Source organism: Kitasatospora sp. Ki12 (assembly GCF_054601375.1).
This window is the reverse complement of the sequence record NZ_BAAIHT010000002.1, coordinates 573,295-591,474: the sequence shown is the minus strand read 5'-3', so window position 1 is coordinate 591,474 and position 18,180 is coordinate 573,295. Positions and strand designations below refer to the sequence as shown.

The window sequence follows — 18,180 nt, the reverse complement described above, 5'->3', positions numbered from 1 at the left end:
GCGGCCGGACCTCACATCATGTCGCCCGGGGTGAGCCCCGGCAGCAACCAGCTCTGGAACGGCGCCAGTACGGCCAGTACGAGGAACGCCACCCCGCTGACCCGGGCCAGCAGCGGACCGCGCCGCCACAGCTTCTCCAGGAAGATCACCACCGCGATCCCCGCCATCGCCGCCACGTTCATCACCCCGAGCGGCACCAGCACCACCATCAGCGCCCAGCAGCAGCCCAGGCAGTACCCGCCGTGGTGCAAGCCGACCCGCATGTCCCGCACCGGGGGCCGCCAGCCCGCGTAGCGCATCAGCTGGGTCATCGGGCTGCGGCAGTGCCGCAGGCACACGTACTTCAGCGGGCCCAGCTGGTACAGCCCGGCCAGGGCGAACGCCGCCGCGCCGATCCACTTCCCGGCGTCCGGATCGCGCTCCACCAGGTGGCCGGTGAGCGCCAGCCCGCCGTACGCCAGCAGCCCGAAGGCCGTCCACACCAGCAGATAGCCGCCCAGGAACTCCGTCGTGCGCACCGCCCGCTCCGCGCCGCTCGACTGCCGGCCGATGCCGCGGGCCCAGGTCACCGCCACCGGCGCCACCGACGGAAGCATCATCGCGGCCATCATCGCCAGCCACAGCACCAGGAAGAACGGCAGCGCCATCCCCATCGTGCCGGGCTCGATCCCCATGCCCCGGGCCTGCCCGACGGTGAACACCCAGGCCAGCGCCGCGATCACCATGATCAGGCCCCACGCCACGGCCAGATCCCTGGCGGGCATCAGCACCCCGGTCCGCAGCGGCTGCTTCTCCACGGTCACGGTACGCATGCTGATCTCCTGCCTGGTCCTTCCAGGACAGCACACCTGCGCCGCCGGCAAAACCCGGAGGACGGGGCGGCGCCGGGGCACGGCCCGTCGTTCCGGGTCCTCGCGGGTGGAGCCGGCCGGTGCCGCCGGTGCCGCCGGTGCCGCTCCTTCAGATACTTCAGCTACTTCAGCTCGAACAGGAGCGAGCGGACCTCGGTGCTTCCGGTGTTGTGCGTGGAGTGGTCCACGGCCGGGAACCACATCGTCTCGCCGGCCACGAGCGGGACCTCGACGGTTTCACCGGACTCGTCGGTGAAGGCCGCCTGCCCGTCCGCGAGGTTGTAGACGAGGTTGTCCCGGTGGTGGTGCATGGCTGTCGTCGTACCGGGCTGAAGCCGGGCCTCGAGCAGACGTACCCGGTCGTTCTCGAAGATGACCTTGTACACATCGGGTGCCACCTGCACAGCGTCAGCTGCCACGGGGTCCTCCTGACTGAGGGAGAAGGGTCGTTGACCTGCTGTCGACGGTAGCCCCGGGCACCCGGCCGTGCACGGCGGGCAGCCCCGGCGGAGTCGGGAGCCGACCTGCCCGTTCCCACCTCGAACGGCCTACGCACGCCGCTGACAGGCGCCGTCGCGGCACTGCGGCCACCTACGCTCGCAACTGTGTTCAACCTGCCCCAGGCGCTCAAGCGCCTCGTGATCGGCCGGGCGATGCGCAGCGAGGAGCTGGGTGAGACGCTGCTGCCCAAGCGGCTGGCGCTGCCGATCTTCGCGTCCGACCCGCTCTCCTCGGTGGCGTACGCGACCGGCGAGATCCTGCTGGTGCTCACCCTCGGCGGCACCGCGTTCCTGTACCTGACCCCGTGGATCGGGGCGGCGGTCATCGCGCTGATGGCCGTCGTGGTCCTGTCGTACCGGCAGGTGGTGCACGCCTATCCGAGCGGCGGCGGCTCGTACGAGGTGGTGTCGACGAACCTGGGGGCGAGCGCCGGTCTGGTGGTGGCGGCCTCGCTGCTGGTCGACTACGTGATGACGGTCGCGGTGTCGGTGGCCTCGGGCGTCGACAACATCATCTCGGCGTTCAACGGCCTCGCCGACTACCGGGTCGCATTGGCGCTCGGCTTCGTCGTCCTGCTGACGGCGATGAACCTGCGGGGCGTCCGCGAGTCCGGCAAGGCCTTCGCCGCGCCGACGTACCTGTTCATCGGCGGCATCCTGCTGATGGTGGTCACCGGCGCGGTGCGGGTGGTCTTCGGCGACGACCCGCAGTCACCCAGCGCCGCGTTCGGCGTCAGCGCCCAGGACGGCAAGGGCACCCTGGCCGGGTTGGGGCTGCTGATGCTGGGCCTGCGGGCGTTCGCGTCCGGCTGTACGGCGCTGACCGGGGTGGAGGCGATCTCCAACGGCGTCCCGGCCTTCCGGAAGCCCAAGTCGAGGAACGCCGCCACCACGATGGCCGTCATGGGCCTGACGGCGGTCGTGATGTTCGCCGGCGTCACCGCGCTCGCGATGACCACGCACGTGCACTACGTGGACGACGCCTGCCGGCTCGTCGGGCTCTCCGGGGACTGCCACGGCTACACCCAGCAGACGGTCATCGCGCAGCTGGCGTCGACCTTCCTCGGCGGCGACCACAGCCTGCCGTTCTACTTCATCCAGGCGGTCACCGCGCTGGTGCTGGTCCTGGCGGCCAACACCGCCTTCAACGGCTTCCCGCTGCTGGCCTCCATCCTGGCCGAGCACCGCTACCTGCCCCGGCAGATGCACACCCGCGGCGACCGGCTGGCCTTCTCCAACGGCATCATCGCGCTCGCCGTGGTGGCCGGTGCCCTCCTCTGGTTCTACGACGCGAACGTCACCAGCCTGATCCACCTCTACATCCTGGGCGTCTTCACCTCCTTCACGCTGTCCCAGATCGGCATGGTCCGGCACTGGAACGACGTCCTGCGCACCCGGACCGCCCCGGCGGTGCGGGGTGCCGCCCAGCGCTCCCGGGTGATCAACGGGGTCGGCGCCGTCACCACCGCACTGGTGCTGGTCATCGTGCTGATCACCAAGTTCACCCAGGGCGCCTGGCTGGCCGTGGTGGCGGCCGTCCTGCTCTGGCTGATGATGCGGGGCATCCGCCGGCACTACGACGCGGTCTCGGACGAGCTGGCGATCGTCGACCCCCGGGAGGAGACGGTGCGGCCGTCGAAGGTGCACGGGATCGTCCTGGTGTCCAAGCTGCACAAGGCCACGCTGCGGGCGCTGGGCTACGCGCAGGCGTTCCGGCCGGACTCGCTGGAGGCCGTCACGGTCTCGGTGGAGCGCGACGCCACCAGGGAACTGGCCGCGAGGTGGGAGGAGTTCGAGGTGGCCGTCCCGCTGAAGGTGCTGGACTCGCCGTACCGGGAGATCACCAAACCGGTGGTCCACTACGTACGGGAGTACCGCAGGGGCAATCCGCGTGACGCGGTCGCGGTCTTCATCCCGGAGTACGTGGTGGGGCACTGGTGGGAGCAGCTGCTGCACAACCAGTCGGCGCTGTGGCTGAAGAGCCGGCTGCTGTTCACACCGGGCGTGATGGTGATCAGCGTGCCGTGGCAGCTGTCGTCCGCCCCCCGGGCCGACCACCCGGCCCGCCGGGCACCCGGTGCGGTCCGACGCGGCGAGCCGACGCCCGGGAGCGACATCCCGGAGCCGGAGAGGATCTGACCCGCGGTCCCTGCCCCGCCGTTCCCCCAGGTGGGTGTGGCCGTCCGGAGCGCACCCGGTAGGTTGGCGGCTCGTCGACGGTGGGTTTCCGGAGGGTGGTGGGTGATGGTCTCGCGAGCGGTGGTGGACTGCGCGCTGTACGAGGACGGCCGGCGGCTGCCGGGGCCGGTCGAGCTGTCGGACGTGCTGGAGCGGATCGGCGAGAAGGACGGCCGGTTCGTGTGGATCGGCCTGTTCGAGCCGACCGCGGAGCAGTTCGCCGAGATAGCGGCGGCGTTCGGGCTGCACCCGCTGGCTGAGGAGGACGCGGTGCGCGCGCACCAGCGGCCGAAGCTGGAGCGGTACGGGGACACGCTGTTCCTGGTGCTGAAGACGATCACGTACGTCGAGCACGAGAAGGTGACGGCGACCAGCGAGATCGTGGACACCGGGGAGATCATGGTGTTCGCGGGCCCGGGGTTCGCGATCGTGGTGCGGCACGGCAGCGCCAAGGGCCTGACCGGGGTGCGGCGCGACCTGGAGGCCACGCCCGAGCTGCTGGCACTGGGGCCGGCGGCGGTGCTGCACGCGGTGGCGGACCACGTGGTGGACGGCTACCTGGAGGCGGCGGACTCCTTCGAACGGGACGTGGAGGAGCTGGAGGCCGCGGTGTTCTCGGCCGAGCGGACCGACGACTCCGCGCGGATCTACCAGCTCAAGCGCGAACTGCTGGAGTTCAAGCGGGCCGTCGCGCCGCTGACACTCCCGCTCCAGCGGCTCTCGGACGGTTCGCTGCCACAGATCCCCGCCGCGATAGCCGCCTACCTGCGGGACGCCGCGGACCACCACACGCAGGCGAAGGAGCGGATCCTGGCCTTCGACGAGCTGGTGTCCAGCATCCTGGACGCCGGCATGGCGCGGTTGTCGATGCAGCAGAACACGGACATGCGCAGGATCAGCGCCTGGGCGGCGCTGGCCGCGGTGCCCACCATGGTGGCGGGCGTGTACGGCATGAACTTCGACTACATGCCGGAGCTGCACTGGACCTTCGGGTACCCGGCGGTGCTGCTCTTCACCGTCACCGTCTGCGTGTTCATCTTCCGGGCGTTCCGCCGCAACGACTGGCTGTGAGCCCGTCGATCTGACCCGTGGCCGTCCCGAGGCCGGCTTCACCCGCTCGGGTCGTCCGAGGGGTGGGGGCGGAGCGTCCGTCCTTACGGTGGAGCGGCAGATTCGCGGGCGTGCCCCGGGCACCCGAGCGGAAGGACCGCACATGCCGCTCGGCCCCGTCGACCCGCAGATCGCGGCACTGATGAACCGGTTCGGAGTGGCCGGGCCGCCGCCTGCCACCGCGCCCACCGTGGAGGAGATGCGGGCGGGCAACCGGATGCTCTCCCTGGCGGTCACGCCCAGCCCGCCCCTCGACGTCGCCTCGGTGCGGGACGAACGGCTGGCCGGAGTGCCGGTGCGGATCTACCGGCCCGAGGCGGCCGGTGCGGCGCCGACGGTCGTGTTCTTCCACGGCGGCGGCTTCATCGTCGGCGACCTCGACACCCACGACGGGGTCTGCCGCCGGCTCTGCCGGGACCTGGGCGCCGTCGTGGTCAGCGTGGGCTACCGGCTCGCCCCCGAGCACCCCTTCCCCGCCGCCTACGACGACAGCCTCGCCGTGGCCCGCCAGGTCGGCGACCACCCCGCGGACTTCGGCGGCGGCCCGCTCGCCCTGGCCGGGGACAGCGCCGGGGCCAACCTGGCCGCCGCGGTGGCACTCGCCTTCCGGGACGAGGACCGGCCACTGGCGGCGCAGCTGCTCGCGTACCCGATCACGGACCTGCGGACCGGCCGCGACTACCCGTCCAGGACCGAGTGCGCCACCGGCTACCTGCTGACCACCGACGAGGTCGAGAACGACATCCGGCTCTACCTGGCCGACGACCCGGGCGCCGGCGAGCGGGCCCCGGCCTCCCCGCTGCTGGCCGAGGACCTGCGCGGCCTGGCCCCGGCCGTGGTCGGCTGCGGGGAGCTCGACCCGCTGCGCGACGAGGGCCTGGCCTACGCCGACGCCCTGGCCGCCGCCGGCGTCCCGGTCAGCAGGCACCGGTACCCGGGGCTGATCCACGGCTTCATCAACTACGACACCCACTCCCCGGCGGTCGACGCCGCCGTCACCGAGATGTACACCGAGCTCGGCGCACTGCTGAGGGCGGCGCGCCGATAGGGCGTGTCTGCCGGAGGGGCCGCGGCGCACGCCGCGGCCCCTCCGGTGGGGTGGGGGTCAGGAGGTGGTGAGGGCGGTGTCGTCGAGGACGAAGCTGGTCTGGAGGGAGGAGTCCTCGGTGCCGGTGAACTTGACGGTGACGGTCTGGCCGGCGAAGGAGGAGAGGTCGTAGCTGCGCAGGGTGTAGCCGTTGGCGGCGTTGACGTTGCTGAAGGTGGCCAGGGTGGTGGAGCCGGCCTGGACGGTCAGCTTGTCGTAGGCGGTGGAGCCGGACTCGGCCGTGTCGATGTGCAGGTAGAAGCTGAGGGTGGCCTTGCAGCCGGCCGGGACGGTGACGGACTGGCTGAGCGTGTCGGTGTGGGTGGAGCCGTAGCCGTTCAGCCAGGCCTTCCAGCTGCCGCCGTGGGCGGGCTCGCCGGTGGAGTTGTCGATGACGCCGCTGCTCGCGGTCCAGGGTGAGGCGCTGCCGGTCTCGAAGCCGGGGTTGCCGAGCAGTTGGGTGCCGGTGCAGCCGCCGCCGGTGCCGGTGACGGTCCAGCCGAAGGTGGTGGAGCCGCTGGCGCCGGTGGAGTCGGTGGCGGTCACCGTCGTGGTGGAGTTGCCCGCGGTGGTCGCGGTGCCGGTGATCAGGCCGGTGGCGGAGTTGATGGACAGGCCGGCCGGCAGGCCGCTGGCGCCGTAGCTGAGGGTCTGGCCGGTGGCCGAGTCGGTGGCGTGGATCTGCAGGCTGACCGAGGAGCCCTGGGCGGTGGTCTGGTTGCCCGGGTTGGTGACGGTGACGGTGTTCCCGCCGGTGGTGCCGGAGGTGAAGGCGGCGGTGCCGTTGGGGGTGCCGAGGCCGGTCGGGCCGTCGTAGCCCGCGCCGGCGGTGCACAGGTAGGAGGGGGAGCAGCTGCCGTTGGCGCCGCTGGTCACGTCGTAGAGCGAGCCGGTGTGGGCGTACGGGTAGGAGGCCGGGGTGGTGCCGGCGGCCGGGGTGCCGGCGAGGGCGTAGACCGCGGCGATGATCGGGGAGGAGGCGCTGGTGCCGCCGTAGACGTTCCAGCCGGAGCCGCCGTAGGTCTGGTAGACGGCGACGCCGGTGGCCGGGTCGGCGACGGCGGAGACGTCGGCGACGGTGCGCTTGGCGCAGCCGGTGTCGTGCTGCCAGCCGGGCTTGGGGTCGTAGGCGGAGCAGCCGGAGCCCGCACCGTTGCCGCCGGCGCTGGTGCCCCAGACCTTCTCGCTCCAACCACGGCTGGTGGAGGCGCGGTTGAGGCTGGTGCCGCCGACGGCGGTGACGTACTGGGAGGCGGCCGGGTACTCGACGCCGTACCCGGAGTCGCCGGAGGAGACGGTGATGGCGACGCCGGGGTGGTTGAAGTAACTGGCGTCCGAGGTCGGGTCGGTGGAGTCCTCGGAGCCGCCGTAGCTGTTGGAGACGTACTTGGCGCCCAGCGAGACGGCGGTGTTGACGGCGGCGCCCAGGTTGTCCATGGAGGCGTCGTCGGACTCGACCAGCAGGATGTGGCAGTTGGGGCAGACGGCGCTGACCATGTCGACGTCGAGCGAGATCTCCCCGGCCCAACCGCTGTCGGCGCTCGGGTAGGTGCTGCCGCCGCGCTGGTCGACCTTCTTGAAGCAGCCGTTGGCGGTGGTGCAGGCGGGCAGGCCGTACTGGGAGCGGTAGGCGGCGAGGTCGGACTCCGCGTTGGGGTCGTCCTGGGCGTCGACGATGGCGACGGTGGCGCCGGAGCCGGCCGAGGCGGGGAGGTTGTACGCGGCGGCGAGGTCGCTGGGGCCGTAGCCGGAGGGTGTGATGTCCGGTGCCAGGGTGGCCTGTTGGGCGATGTCGGTACGGGCGAGCGCGAGGCAGGCCATCTGGCCGGGGTGGCTGGGGGCGGCGCACAGCCGCTTGGTGGCGACGCCGGCGTGCGGCGCGCTGGCGGCGGTCGCGGTGGTCGTGGCGGTCGCGGTGGGGCCGGTGGCCGCGAGCAGGCCGGTGGCGGCCATGGCCAGGGCGGGCAGGACGGCGAGGAGCTTGCGGGTTCTGGGCAGGCGCGGCCTGCCGGGGGTGTGGAAGCGCAAGGTTCGACCCTCCGTGGGGGTGAGGGCGCGGCCGGTGCCGGCAATGGGGGTGCTCGCCGGGACGGGCTCGGGCCCGTGCTGACGGATCACGGCATGTGCGGGCCGGTCCCGGCGGATGGCCGTGGACCGGCTGGTGCCTGCGCTGTACGGGATGCGGGGGATCCCCGGTGGAAGCGGAATGCCAGGGGCATGACAGCTGAGGGGATGCCGAAGGTCGCACCGCCGACAGTTCCTGTCGCGCGGCGTGCCCATGACGTTACTGACGGGTTGTCGACGCGCTCAAGGTGCCGTTCGCAGGCTTTACCGGGCTTTGCCCATGAATTGCCCAACGGGTGAAGCGGGTTGGCCTCCGGTGTCCAGAGCGCGGGGCGTGCCGGCGCGGGCGGGGTCGTGGGCGGGGTCGCGGCCCTTGCGGCCGGCCGCCGACCGGTGGCTCCCGGGCCGCGGGCTCGTCAAGGTTTGGCAATGATTTTCATATCGTTGCCATCGGGGCTTGAGGATGAAAATCGTTTCCATCTAGGCTGCTCCCGTAGCCCGCCCGTCCCGAACCACGAGGTGTTCGTCATGCCTTCCCCCGCTTCCCGCCGCCTGCTCAGACTCGCCGCCGTCGCGGTCGCCACGCTCGCCGCCGTCAGCGCCTGCTCGACCGCACCGGCCAAGAACGCCTCCTCGGAGGGGACCGCGGCAGCCGCTGCCGGTGGCTCCGGCAAGGTCATCCAGGTCGCCGCCGCCGAGAACTTCTGGGGCTCGCTGGCCGGTCAGCTCGGCGGTGACCACGCCAAGGTGACCGACATCATCAGCAGCCCCGACGCCGACCCGCACGACTACGAGCCCACCGCCGCCGACGGTCGCACCGTCGCCGCCGCCCAGTACGTCATCACCAACGGCATCGGCTACGACGCCTGGTCGGACAAGCTGATAGCCGCCAACCCGGCCGCCGGCCGCACCGCGCTCAAGGCCGGCGACCTGCTCGGCCTCAAGGAGGGCGACAACCCGCACCAGTGGTACTCCCCGGAGAGCGTCCACAAGGTCGTCGACCGGATCACCGCCGACTACAAGAAGCTCGACCCGGCCGACGCCGCCTACTTCGACCAGCGCAAGGCCGACCTGCTCGGCAAGACCCTCGCGCCGTACGACCAGCTGATCGCCCAGATCAAAACCACCTACGCCGGCACCCCGATCGGCGCCTCCGAGTCGATCGTCACCCCGCTCGCCGAGGGCCTCGGCCTCAAGCTGCTCACCCCCGAGAAACTGCTCGACGCCGTCAGCGAGGGCACCGACCCGACCGCCGCCGACAAGGCGACCGCCGACGAGCAGATCAGGAGCAAGCAGATCAAGGTCTACGTCTACAACAGCCAGAACGACACCCCGGACATCAAGGCCCAGGTCGAGGCCGCCAAGGCCCAGGGCATCCCGGTCGCCACCGTCACCGAGACCCCGACCCCCGCCGGTGCCGCCTTCCAGGACTGGCAGACCGCCGAACTCCAGGGCATAGCCGCCGCGTTGAAGCAGGCGACCGGCAAGTGACCACCGCGCCGATCGACCACGCCACGGTCACCGAGCCACCGGCCCCCGCCCCCGCTCCGGTCCTGGAGCTGCGCGGCGCGGCCGTGCGGACGGGCGGCCGGACGCTCTGGTCGGACGTCGATCTCACCGTCGGGGCCGGGGAGTTCACCGCCGTCCTCGGCCCCAACGGGGTCGGCAAGTCCACCCTGGTCAAGACGCTGCTCGGCGCCGTGCCCAGCGCGGCCGGCACCATCCGCGTCCCGGCCCGTACCGACGTCGGCTACCTGCCGCAGCGCCGCAGCTTCGACGCCGCGGTGCGCATCCGGGGCATCGACGTGGTCCGCCTCGGACTGGACGGGCACCGCTGGGGCCTCCCGATCCCCGGCGTGCACCGCGCCCGCCGTCGGGCCGAACGCCGGCGCGTGGACGAGGTCATCGAGTCGGTCGGCGCCACCGGCTACGCGCACCGGCCGATCGGCCGGTGCTCCGGGGGCGAGCAGCAGCGCCTGCTGCTCGCCCAGGCCCTGGTCACCCGCCCCCGCCTGCTGCTCCTGGACGAGCCCCTGGACAGCCTCGACCTGCCCAACCAGAGCGCGATCGCCGCGCTGCTCGGCCGGATCTGCCGCGAGGACGGGGTGGCCGTCGTCATGGTCGCCCACGACGTCAACCCGATCCTGCACCACCTCGACCGGGTCGTGTACCTGGCCCAGGGCCGGGCCGTCGCCGGTCCGCCCGCGGAGGTGATCACCTCCGAGACGCTCACCCGCCTCTACGGCGCACCCGTCGAGGTGCTGCGCACCGCCGCCGACCGGCTGGTCGTGGTCGGTGTGCCCGAGGACTGCCGGAGCTGTGGCCCGTGCTGCTAGCCGAGACCCTCGCACCCGCCTTCTCCTGGAACCCGGTCGCCGACCTCCGGGAGATGTGGGCCTACCCGTTCATGGTCAACGCCTTCCGCGCCGGGGCCGTGGTCGCCGTCGTCGCCCCCGCCGTCGGCTGGTTCATGGTGCTGCGGCGCCAGACCTTCGCCGGCCACACCCTGTCGGTGGTCGCCTTCCCCGGCGCCGCGCTCGCCACCCTGCTCGGGATCTCCACCACCCTCGGCTACCTCGGCGCCTGCCTGACCACCGCGCTCGTCATCGCGGCGCTGCGCGAGCGCGGCCGCTCCGGCGGCGCCGAGGAGTCCGCCGCCACCGCCACCGTCCAAGCCTTCGCGCTGGCCTGCGGGTTCCTGTTCGTCACCCTGTACAAGGGGCTGCTCGGCGGGCCGCAGGCGCTGCTGTTCGGCACCTTCCTCGGCATCACCACCGGTCAGGTCGGACTGCTCGCCGCCGTCGGCGCGGTCGTCCTCGCCCTGCTGGCCGTCATCGGCCGCCCGCTGCTGTTCGCCTCGATCGACGGGGACGTCGCCGCCGCGCGCGGTGTGCCGGTACGGCTGCTCGGCGCCGGGTTCCTGCTCCTGCTCGGCGCCGCCACCGCCGAAGCCGGCCAGATCACCGGCAGCCTGCTGGTCTTCGCGCTGCTGGTGATGCCCGCCGCCACCGCGCAGGTGCTCACCGCCCGACCCGTCCTCGGCCTCGCACTCGCCGTGGCGTTCGGCCTCGGCGCCTGCTGGCTGGGCCTGATCGCCGCCTTCTACCAGCCCTACCCGCTCGGCTTCTTCGTGACCACCTTCGCCTTCGCCGGCTTCCTCCTCGCCCACCTCGGCCGGGCACTGGCGGGCGCGCTCGGCCGGGCCGCGCCCCGGACGGGGGTGCCCGCGTGATCACCGCCCTCCACCAGCCCTTCTTCCAGCACGCGTTGCTGGCCGGCACGGCCATCGCGCTGGCCTCCGGACTGGTCGGCTACTTCCTGGTGCTGCGCGCCCAGACCTTCACCGGGGACGCGCTCGGCCACGTCGCCTTCACCGGCGCGATGGCCGCCCTGGCCGGCGGGTTCGACCTGCGGCTCGGCCTGTTCGCCGCCACGGTCGGCGTCGCGCTGCTGCTCGGCGTCCTCGGCAGGCGGGGGCGGCCCGACGACGTCGTCATCGGCACCCTGTTCTCCTGGATCCTGGGCCTGGGCACCTTCTTCCTCACCCTGTACACCACCCACCGCAGCACCACCCAGGGCAACGCCGGCATCAGCGTGCTGTTCGGCTCCGTCTACGGGCTGGACAGCGCCCGGACCACCGCCGCCGTCCTGATCGCCCTCGCGGTCGGCGCCGCCGTCCTGCTGATCGCCAGGCCGCTGCTCTTCGCCACCCTGGACGAGGCCGTCGCCGCCGCGCGCGGCGTCCGTACGGGCGCGCTCGGCCTCGGCTTCCTCGCCCTGGTCGGCGTCTGCGCGGCCGAGGCCACCCAGGCCGTCGGCTCGCTGCTCCTGCTCGGCCTGCTCGCCGCACCCGCCGGTACGGCACTGAGGCTGACCGACCGGCCGTACCGGGCCCTCGGGCTGTCCGCCGCCCTCGCCGTGCTGGAGCTGTGGAGCGGGCTGATGCTCAGTGCCGTCGTGCCGCGACTGCCGCCGAGCTTCGCGATCATGGCGGTCGCCGCGGCCTGCTACGCCGGGGCGTCGCTGGTCCGTCCCCGGTCCCGTTTGACCCGCACCACCGTCGCCCGCAGCACCGTCACCCGCATCGCCACCGTCACCCGCACCACCGAGGAATGAGGAACCACACCCGTGACCACCGGCACCACCCCCGTACGCCCCCTGCCCGTCACCGTCCTCTCCGGCTTCCTCGGCGCGGGCAAGACCACCCTGCTCAACCACGTCCTGCACAACCGGGCCGGGCTGCGGGTCGCCGTCATCGTCAACGACATGAGCGAGATCAACATCGACGCCGCCCTGGTGCGCGACGGCGGCGCGGCCCTGTCCCGGACCGAGGAGCGGCTGGTCGAGATGACCAACGGCTGCATCTGCTGCACCCTGCGGGACGACCTGCTGGAGGAGGTCGACCGGCTCGCCCGGGCGGGCCGCTTCGACTACCTGCTGATCGAGTCCAGCGGCATCTCCGAGCCGATGCCGGTCGCCGCGACCTTCTCCTTCGCCCGCGACGACGGCGCCACGCTCGCCGACCTCGCCGCGCTGGACACCATGGTCACGGTCGTGGACGCCGCCAACTTCCGGTCGGAGCTGGCGAGCGGCGACGAGCTGACCGCACGCGGGCTCGACCAGTACGAGGGGGACGAGCGCACCGTCAGCGACCTCCTGATCGACCAGGTCGAGTTCGCGGACCTGATCGTGCTCAACAAGCTCGACCTGGTGGGGGAGCCGGACGCCGTACGGCTGCGGGCCGCGCTCACCCGGCTCAACCCGTCCGCCCGGATCGTCCCGGCCCGCTTCGGACGGGTCGACCCCGCCGAACTGCTGGGAACGGGCCGCTTCGACGTCGAACGGGCCCAGCAGGCCCCGGGCTGGGTCGCCGAGCTCAACGGCGACCACATCCCGGAGACCGAGGAGTACGGCATCTCCAGCACCGTCTTCCGCGCCGACCGCCCCTTCCACCCGGGCCGGCTCTGGGATTTCGTCACCGCGGACCTCGACGGCGGCGCGTACGGGGGTGTGCTGCGCTCCAAGGGCTTCTTCCGCCTGGCCACCCGTCCGCACATCACCGGCCTCTGGTCGCAGGCCGGTTCGGTGGCCCGGTTCGAACCGGCCGGGGTGCACGCGGACGGGCAGGGGCAGGAACTGGTCTTCATCGGCACCGCCCTGAAGGCCGACGCGCTGCACCAGCGGCTCGCCGCCTGCCTGCTGGCGGACGGCGAGCCGGTCGAGCCGGGCGAGGACCCGTTCCCCGACTGGGAGGGCGGTGACGACGCGTGCCCCGTGTGAGGGGCTACCCGTCCGAGGGCGGCAGGTCCCGGTACGGGGCGCGCGGCTGCGGGACGGCGTGCCGGTCGGCGACGTCGATGCGCGGCGCGGAGGTGGCGGGGACGTCCGGGGTGGGCTTCCAGGTGCCGGTGAGGTCGACCCAGCTGTCCGTGGCCGGGGCCGGGCCGGTGGCGTGCACCAGGACGCGGAGCCGACGGGCGTCCGCCGCGCAGCAGCTGACGACCAGGCGGTTGAGGTACCACTCGCCGGCCTGCGCGCCGGGGGAGACGAAGCCGGTGAGGCGGACCTTGCGGCCGGCCAGGCTCTTCTGCGGGTCCCGGCTGCGGCCGATGAACTCGGTCAGGGACATCGGGGTGGGCACCGACACCGAGGCACCGGCGGTGTCCTGGGCGTTCTGAGCGTTCTGGGCTCCCTGGCCGGGCGCCGATGCGGCGATGTCGGCGTAGGCCGCCGGCTCGACGACGGCGTCCGTGCCGTCCCGGTTCGCGCTGAACGAGCCGAGCGGGGGCGGGGTGAGGCAGAGCAGCAGCACGGCGGGCGCGGCCAGCAGCCACGCCACCCGCGGGCCGTGCCCGTGATCGTGCCCGTGCTCGTGCCCGGGCCCGTCGTGCTCGTGCCCGTCGTGCTCAGCGGGCCGGTGCCAGACCGCGTTGCCCTCGGCGTCCCGGCCGAAGCGCATCACCGGCTCCCGGCGCCGCTCCGTCAGCCGGCGCGCCACGCCCGCGATCCCGAGCCCGACCAGGACGATCCCCGAGGCGATCAACGGGAGGCGCAGGCCCTCCTTCACGTACTGCAGGAACACATCGCTGCCGACGGTGATCCGCAGCAGCGCGGCGCCCACCAGGGCGACGAGCAGGGAAGGGGCGAGGCCCCGGAAGGTGGCTTTCACCGCAGCGCGCCTCCGATCAGGATGCTGGCGAGGACGGCGACCACGAAGGTCGCGGAGGAGAACCGGACGGCGAACGCGCGCCCGAAGGCGCCCGACTGGAGCGCGATGAGCTTCAGGTCGACCATCGGGCCGACCACCATGAAGGCCAGCCGCGCCGTGGGGGAGAAGCCGGTGAGCGAGGCGGCGACGAAGGCGTCCGCCTCCGAGCAGACCGCCAGCACCACCGCGAGACAGGCCAACGCCGGTACGCCCAGCCAGGGTTGGTCGGCGAAGACCCGCAGCACCGACGGCGGGACGAGCACGTTGAAGGTGGCGGCGGCCGCGGCGCCGACCACCAGGAAGCCCCCGGCCTGCAGGAAGTCGTGCTGGAAGCCGCGCCGGAACTCCTCCAGCGGGTTGCGCGCCCCTTCACCGTGACCGGCCGGCCCCGTGGGCAGCCGCAGCCACTCGGGCCGGCCGAAGGCCACCCAGAGCCAGCCCATCACGACCGCCGTGAGCAGCGAGGCCAGCAGTCGGGCCAGCACCATCTCCGGTTTGCCGGGGAAGGCGATCGCGGTGGCGACCAGCACCACCGGGTTCACGGCGGGCGCGGAGAGCAGGAACGCCAGCGCTGCGGCCGGGGTCACCCCGCGGCGCATCAGACTCCCGGCCACCGGGACGGACGCGCACTCGCAGCCCGGCAGGACGGCCCCGGCGACCCCGGCCACCGGCACCGCCAGTGCCGGATTCCTCGGCAGCACCCGGGTGAACACCCGCTCCGGGACGAACGCCCCGATCGCCGCCGACACCACGGTGCCCAGCACCAGGAACGGCAGGCCCTGCACCACGATGGCGACCATGACCGTCCGCCAGGTCTGCACACCGCCCGCGTCCCACACCCGTACCAGGGCGGCCGTCGCCCCGGCCACCGCCAGTACCCCGATCAGCAGCGCGGGCCTCCGGCGGGGCGGGGTTTCCGCCGCTGCCGCCGGGATGTGCCGGGCGCTGCCGAGACTCGTCTCCACCAAGGTGACCGCCCCTCAGCCCGCTCGCCGCCGATGCGCGGCGAAACCTGTCTGCTCACCGTCATGTGGGGAGCGGGGACAGAGTAGCGGTGATAATCATATTCATCTAGGTCTTCCGCTGCGGCCACTTCGATGGGTAGCCTGCGTCGACTGCCGCGTTCCGCTTCGGGTCTGGTCGCGCTGGGGTGATCCCTGCGCCGGAGGTCGAAATCACACCTCAGGTAAGATCCAAGGTCCCCGACGAGCTCGGCGAGTTCGAACCGGCTCTGGACCTACTTCAGCCCCGCCGAGCAGATCGCCCCCGGTGAGCGCACCGGCCGCTTCCGGACCGGCGGCGACCAGCCCGTCCTGGACGCCGACGGCCGCAGCCGGATCTCGGTGGAGGACGCCGCGGTCGCCCTGGTCGACGAGGCCGAACTGCCCCGCTTCGTCCAACGCCGGTTCACCGTCGGCTACTGATCAGGACCGGGTCGGCGGCGGGCCGAGCGGCGGGCGGCGCGCGAAGAGGAGCGCACCCGGCACGCTCTCGTCGGGGTCGGTCAGGAGGTGGGCCTCGACCGTGAACCCGGCCTCGCGCAGCCAGGCCGCCACCTGCTCAGGGCGACGGCGGTGGACGTGGACCTTCATCGGGTGACCGCCGTAGCCCTGGGTCTTCAACCGCGACTCGGAGCCGACGTGGAACCCGAGCAGCAGCGGCGCACCGGGGCGCGACACCCGCCGGAAATGACCGAAGACCGTGGGGACGGCCTCGTCGGGGATGTGGATCAGCGACCAGCAGGCGAGCAGGCCGGCGACCGACTCGTCGGCGAGGTCGAGGTCCGTCATCGAGCCCACCTCGAACCGCAGACCGGGATGGTCGCGCCGGGCCACGTCGATCATCACGGGTGAGAGGTCGACACCGAAGGCGTCGAGACCCAACTCGCCCAGATGGGCGGTGATGTGACCCGGGCCGCAGCCCACGTCCGCCACCGGCCCGCCGCCGGTGGCGTGCACCAGGTCGGCGAACAGCGCCAGAGCCGCCCGAAGGTACGGTGCCCCGGCCAGAGCCTCGCGGATGTAGTCGGCATAGCTGACGGCGACGGTGTCGTAGGAGGTCCGGGTGTCCGTCAACCAGGAGTCGGCGTTCATGCCCGGCAGAGTAGCCCGGTGGCCGAGGTCGATGCAGAGCCGGCGGACCACTGCCGAGAACATACCGGCTTCGCTGCGGGGCGCACTCCCGGCGGCCCGCACCCTTGACGTGGCAATCCTGCGGGAAGAGACTCCGGAGAGGACATCCTCGAACGTGGGCGGGAGAGCCGTGAAGCGTGCGGAGCGGGCTGCCGATGGCGCGGCCCATGCCGTCCGGCTGCTCCCGGTGCTGACGTGCCGTCGCCACATCGATCTGCAGCGGGTGTGCAGCAGCATGGCATGAGCCCGTGCTCCCCGCGGCCCGGCGGCCGTTCCCGTCGGAGTGGACCGGGCCGTCGCCCCTCCTGAGTCCGTCCTTCACCCCCACCCTCATCCGTCGTACGCGCCTCCGCGTACCTCGACGCCCGGGAGACCCATGTCCGCCCCGTTCCCCTCCGCCGTGCCCGCCCTCCGCGGGCGGGTCGGCCGCGATGCCCGCAGCGGGTACTTCCCCGTGCCGCACCGCTACCGGCTCCACCTCGCGCTCTCCTGTCCGGACGGTCTGCGGATCGCCGTCACCCACGGCCTGCTCGGCCTCGACGACACCCTTCCGATGAACCTGCTGCCGGCGGTTCCTGACACGGACGGCGGCGGGTACTCGGTGCTCCGGCCGCTCTACGAGGCGAGCTCGCACCGGCACCCCGGGCCGGCGACCGCGCCGGTGCTCAGCGACGACTGGAGCGGACGGATCGTCAGCACCGACCCCGCCGAGATCCTCACCGACCTGGCGCGGCGCTTCGACGGGGCCGGGGCCGACCTCCACCCGTCCGGCGCCGAGACCGCGATCGAGGCGGTGGGGCTGCTCTGCGAGCGGACCGTCAACGCCCCGGCCCAGCGCGCCGGCCGGGCCGACGCCGCTCCCGCCGAACGTGCGGCGGCCCTGCGCACCCTGCTGGACGGGCTGGCCGTGGTCGAACGCCGTCTGGACGGCCGGGACCACCTGCTGGGTGCGGGGCCGACCTTCGCGGACGTACAACTCTGGGTCACCCTGGTGCAGTTGGACACCGTGCACCGCTGGCACCTGGACGCCGCCGCCGTGCGGCTCATCGCCGAGCACCCCCGGGTGTGGGCCTACGCCCGCCGGCTGGCCGGACACCCCGCGTTCGGCCGCCACCTCGACCTGGCCGGCACCGCCCTCCGCCACCACGCCCGCTGCCAGGGCAAGGAGGCCGCGGGAGCGGCGATGCAGATCGTCGACTGGGCGGAGCACGCCCAGCGGTGGGTGCTGCAGCCGGGCTGAGCGCGGGAGGGGTTCAGCCGGGCCCGGCTCCGTTCAGCTGGCGAAGGACTCCGCGTAGGCACCGAAGGCGTACATCGCTTCGAGGCTGCCCGGACGTGGTGGGTCGGTCGGGTCCCAGCCCAGCTCCCGGTCCTGGATCACCTGGGTGAGCAGGGGGCGCCAGCGCGGGTCAAGGGTTTCGCGCGCCCATTCCAGTGCGCCGCGCTTGGAGGCCACCTCGCCGGTGTGCAGGGTGAACAGTGCCCGGCAGTAGGTGGTCACGGCATAGCGCTGACTCCAGGCCACGTCGAAACGGGCCCAGGTCCGCAGGTCTTCCATGAGGCCCGGCAGCATCTCGCGCATCGATTCGCGCAGGGCCTGGGGTGGCACTGCGCCGACGAGGTCGGTGACCGGGGGGCCGGCGAGGGTGATTCCGTGGTTCCTGAGGATCCAGCGGGTGTGCGGGCTGTTGCAGTGGGCGTCCCAGATCAACTCGCGGTGGCCGTGGTTGCAGAACAGCCACGGTGTTCCGAGCCCGGCGACGGCGCGCAGGGACGTGGTGTCCGCGTAGGAGCCCTCCAGGTGCTTGGTCCAGAAGCCCGGACGGGTGGGAATCTCGTCGTGGAGCCGGCGGAGCTCTGCCTCTGTGGCCCCGGCGGGCAGGACGGTAGTGGCGACGATGAAGTCGCAGTCGCTGTGCAGGTCTCCGGCGCCCAACGCGAAGGAGCCCTGCAGGTAAGCACCGACGAACGTGTTGCCGAGGATTCCGCGGACCGCGTGGACGAACTCGTCCAGGAGCGCGTCTAGCTCCCGGTATGGGGTGAACATGGG

16 protein-coding genes and 1 pseudogene are annotated in these 18,180 nt (G+C 72.7%); 10 read left to right on the top strand and 7 right to left on the bottom strand.

The window, feature by feature from the left end:
• Window positions 1-11 precede the first annotated feature (11 nt).
• Together ACYP53_RS20190 and ACYP53_RS20185 are read right to left on the bottom strand one after the other, a co-directional pair.
• Window positions 12-812 carry a DUF2182 domain-containing protein gene (locus tag ACYP53_RS20190; RefSeq protein ID WP_189914321.1) on the bottom strand — a complete coding sequence of 267 codons (801 nt, stop codon included), beginning with the start codon at window positions 810-812 and terminating at the stop codon, window positions 12-14.
• Between the two features lie 161 nt (window positions 813-973).
• Entirely contained in the window at window positions 974-1,270 is a 297-nt protein-coding gene (locus ACYP53_RS20185) for a cupin domain-containing protein (protein WP_189914320.1), read from the bottom strand.
• A 186-nt stretch (window positions 1,271-1,456) separates the two neighbouring features.
• On the opposite strand from ACYP53_RS20185, the gene ACYP53_RS20180 reads away from it, so the two are divergent.
• The 3 genes from ACYP53_RS20180 (at window position 1,457) to ACYP53_RS20170 (ending at window position 5,687) form a co-directional block, all read left to right on the top strand.
• A complete protein-coding gene (locus ACYP53_RS20180) occupies window positions 1,457-3,490 on the top strand; it encodes an APC family permease (protein ID WP_459648376.1) in 2,034 nt (677 codons plus the stop codon).
• A gap of 105 nt (window positions 3,491-3,595) precedes the next feature.
• Window positions 3,596-4,600 (top strand): magnesium and cobalt transport protein CorA, encoded by a 1,005-nt coding sequence (locus ACYP53_RS20175; protein ID WP_189914319.1) that lies wholly within the window; start codon window positions 3,596-3,598, stop codon window positions 4,598-4,600.
• Window positions 4,601-4,742: 142 nt separating this feature from the next.
• Window positions 4,743-5,687 (top strand): alpha/beta hydrolase, encoded by a 945-nt coding sequence (locus ACYP53_RS20170; RefSeq protein WP_459648375.1) that lies wholly within the window; start codon window positions 4,743-4,745, stop codon window positions 5,685-5,687.
• A 57-nt stretch (window positions 5,688-5,744) separates the two neighbouring features.
• Here ACYP53_RS20170 and ACYP53_RS20165 read toward each other — a convergent pair whose 3' ends face one another.
• Window positions 5,745-7,679 carry a putative Ig domain-containing protein gene (locus ACYP53_RS20165; protein WP_459649795.1) on the bottom strand — a complete coding sequence of 645 codons (1,935 nt, stop codon included), beginning with the start codon at window positions 7,677-7,679 and terminating at the stop codon, window positions 5,745-5,747.
• Window positions 7,680-8,318: 639 nt separating this feature from the next.
• Here ACYP53_RS20165 and ACYP53_RS20160 point away from each other — a divergent pair.
• Genes ACYP53_RS20160 through ACYP53_RS20140 form a run of 5 tightly spaced genes read left to right on the top strand, consistent with a single transcriptional unit; the run spans window position 8,319 to window position 13,070 of the window.
• Entirely contained in the window at window positions 8,319-9,281 is a 963-nt protein-coding gene (locus ACYP53_RS20160) for a metal ABC transporter solute-binding protein, Zn/Mn family (RefSeq protein ID WP_459648374.1), read from the top strand.
• The gene (locus ACYP53_RS20155; RefSeq protein ID WP_459648373.1) at window positions 9,278-10,126 is read left to right on the top strand and encodes a metal ABC transporter ATP-binding protein; all 849 of its coding nucleotides are present in this window, start codon (window positions 9,278-9,280) and stop codon (window positions 10,124-10,126) included. The genes ACYP53_RS20160 and ACYP53_RS20155 overlap by 4 nt, the downstream gene beginning before the upstream one ends.
• Window positions 10,117-11,022: a metal ABC transporter permease gene (locus ACYP53_RS20150; protein ID WP_459648372.1), complete on the top strand. Its 906-nt coding sequence runs from the start codon at window positions 10,117-10,119 to the stop codon at window positions 11,020-11,022. The genes ACYP53_RS20155 and ACYP53_RS20150 overlap by 10 nt, the downstream gene beginning before the upstream one ends.
• Window positions 11,019-11,906: a metal ABC transporter permease gene (locus tag ACYP53_RS20145; protein WP_459648371.1), complete on the top strand. Its 888-nt coding sequence runs from the start codon at window positions 11,019-11,021 to the stop codon at window positions 11,904-11,906. The genes ACYP53_RS20150 and ACYP53_RS20145 overlap by 4 nt, the downstream gene beginning before the upstream one ends.
• 12 nt (window positions 11,907-11,918) lie before the next feature.
• Complete coding sequence (locus ACYP53_RS20140; RefSeq protein WP_459648370.1) at window positions 11,919-13,070, top strand: GTP-binding protein; 1,152 nt, start codon at window positions 11,919-11,921, stop codon at window positions 13,068-13,070.
• Between the two features lie 4 nt (window positions 13,071-13,074).
• Here the strand turns inward: ACYP53_RS20140 and ACYP53_RS20135 are convergent, their stop codons facing one another.
• On the bottom strand, window positions 13,075-13,959 hold the full coding sequence (locus tag ACYP53_RS20135; protein WP_459648369.1) for a TIGR03943 family putative permease subunit: 885 nt from the start codon (window positions 13,957-13,959) through the stop codon (window positions 13,075-13,077).
• Window positions 13,956-14,966, bottom strand: a complete 1,011-nt coding sequence (locus tag ACYP53_RS20130; RefSeq protein ID WP_459648368.1) for a permease — start codon at window positions 14,964-14,966, stop codon at window positions 13,956-13,958. The genes ACYP53_RS20135 and ACYP53_RS20130 overlap by 4 nt, the downstream gene beginning before the upstream one ends.
• A gap of 252 nt (window positions 14,967-15,218) precedes the next feature.
• Between ACYP53_RS20130 and ACYP53_RS20125 the strand changes: the two are divergent.
• Window positions 15,219-15,422, top strand: a pseudogene (locus ACYP53_RS20125) (NAD(P)-dependent oxidoreductase); the annotation flags it as partial.
• Here ACYP53_RS20125 and ACYP53_RS20120 read toward each other — a convergent pair.
• Entirely contained in the window at window positions 15,423-16,091 is a 669-nt protein-coding gene (locus tag ACYP53_RS20120) for a class I SAM-dependent DNA methyltransferase (RefSeq protein WP_459648367.1), read from the bottom strand.
• 415 nt (window positions 16,092-16,506) lie between these two features.
• Here ACYP53_RS20120 and ACYP53_RS20115 point away from each other — a divergent pair, with 415 nt between their 5' ends.
• On the top strand, window positions 16,507-17,370 hold the full coding sequence (locus tag ACYP53_RS20115; protein ID WP_189914312.1) for a glutathione S-transferase C-terminal domain-containing protein: 864 nt from the start codon (window positions 16,507-16,509) through the stop codon (window positions 17,368-17,370).
• Between the two features lie 33 nt (window positions 17,371-17,403).
• Here the strand turns inward: ACYP53_RS20115 and ACYP53_RS20110 are convergent, their stop codons facing one another.
• Window positions 17,404-18,177 carry an aminoglycoside adenylyltransferase domain-containing protein gene (locus ACYP53_RS20110; RefSeq protein WP_459648366.1) on the bottom strand — a complete coding sequence of 258 codons (774 nt, stop codon included), beginning with the start codon at window positions 18,175-18,177 and terminating at the stop codon, window positions 17,404-17,406.
• Between the last annotated feature and the right edge of the window lie 3 nt (window positions 18,178-18,180).

Bases quoted from the DNA above. Each gene is read 5' to 3' on its own strand.
- ACYP53_RS20175 (WP_189914319.1), top strand. From the start codon at position 3,596: ATGGTCTCGCGAGCGGTGGTGGACTGCGCGCTGTACGAGGACGGCCGG.
- ACYP53_RS20110 (WP_459648366.1), bottom strand. From the start codon at position 18,177: ATGTTCACCCCATACCGGGAGCTAGACGCGCTCCTGGACGAGTTCGTC.
- ACYP53_RS20120 (WP_459648367.1), bottom strand. From the start codon at position 16,091: ATGAACGCCGACTCCTGGTTGACGGACACCCGGACCTCCTACGACACC.
- ACYP53_RS20190 (WP_189914321.1), bottom strand. From the start codon at position 812: ATGCGTACCGTGACCGTGGAGAAGCAGCCGCTGCGGACCGGGGTGCTG.
- ACYP53_RS20165 (WP_459649795.1), bottom strand. From the start codon at position 7,679: ATGGCCGCCACCGGCCTGCTCGCGGCCACCGGCCCCACCGCGACCGCC.
- ACYP53_RS20115 (WP_189914312.1), top strand. From the start codon at position 16,507: ATGTCCGCCCCGTTCCCCTCCGCCGTGCCCGCCCTCCGCGGGCGGGTC.
- ACYP53_RS20160 (WP_459648374.1), top strand. From the start codon at position 8,319: ATGCCTTCCCCCGCTTCCCGCCGCCTGCTCAGACTCGCCGCCGTCGCG.
- ACYP53_RS20170 (WP_459648375.1), top strand. From the start codon at position 4,743: ATGCCGCTCGGCCCCGTCGACCCGCAGATCGCGGCACTGATGAACCGG.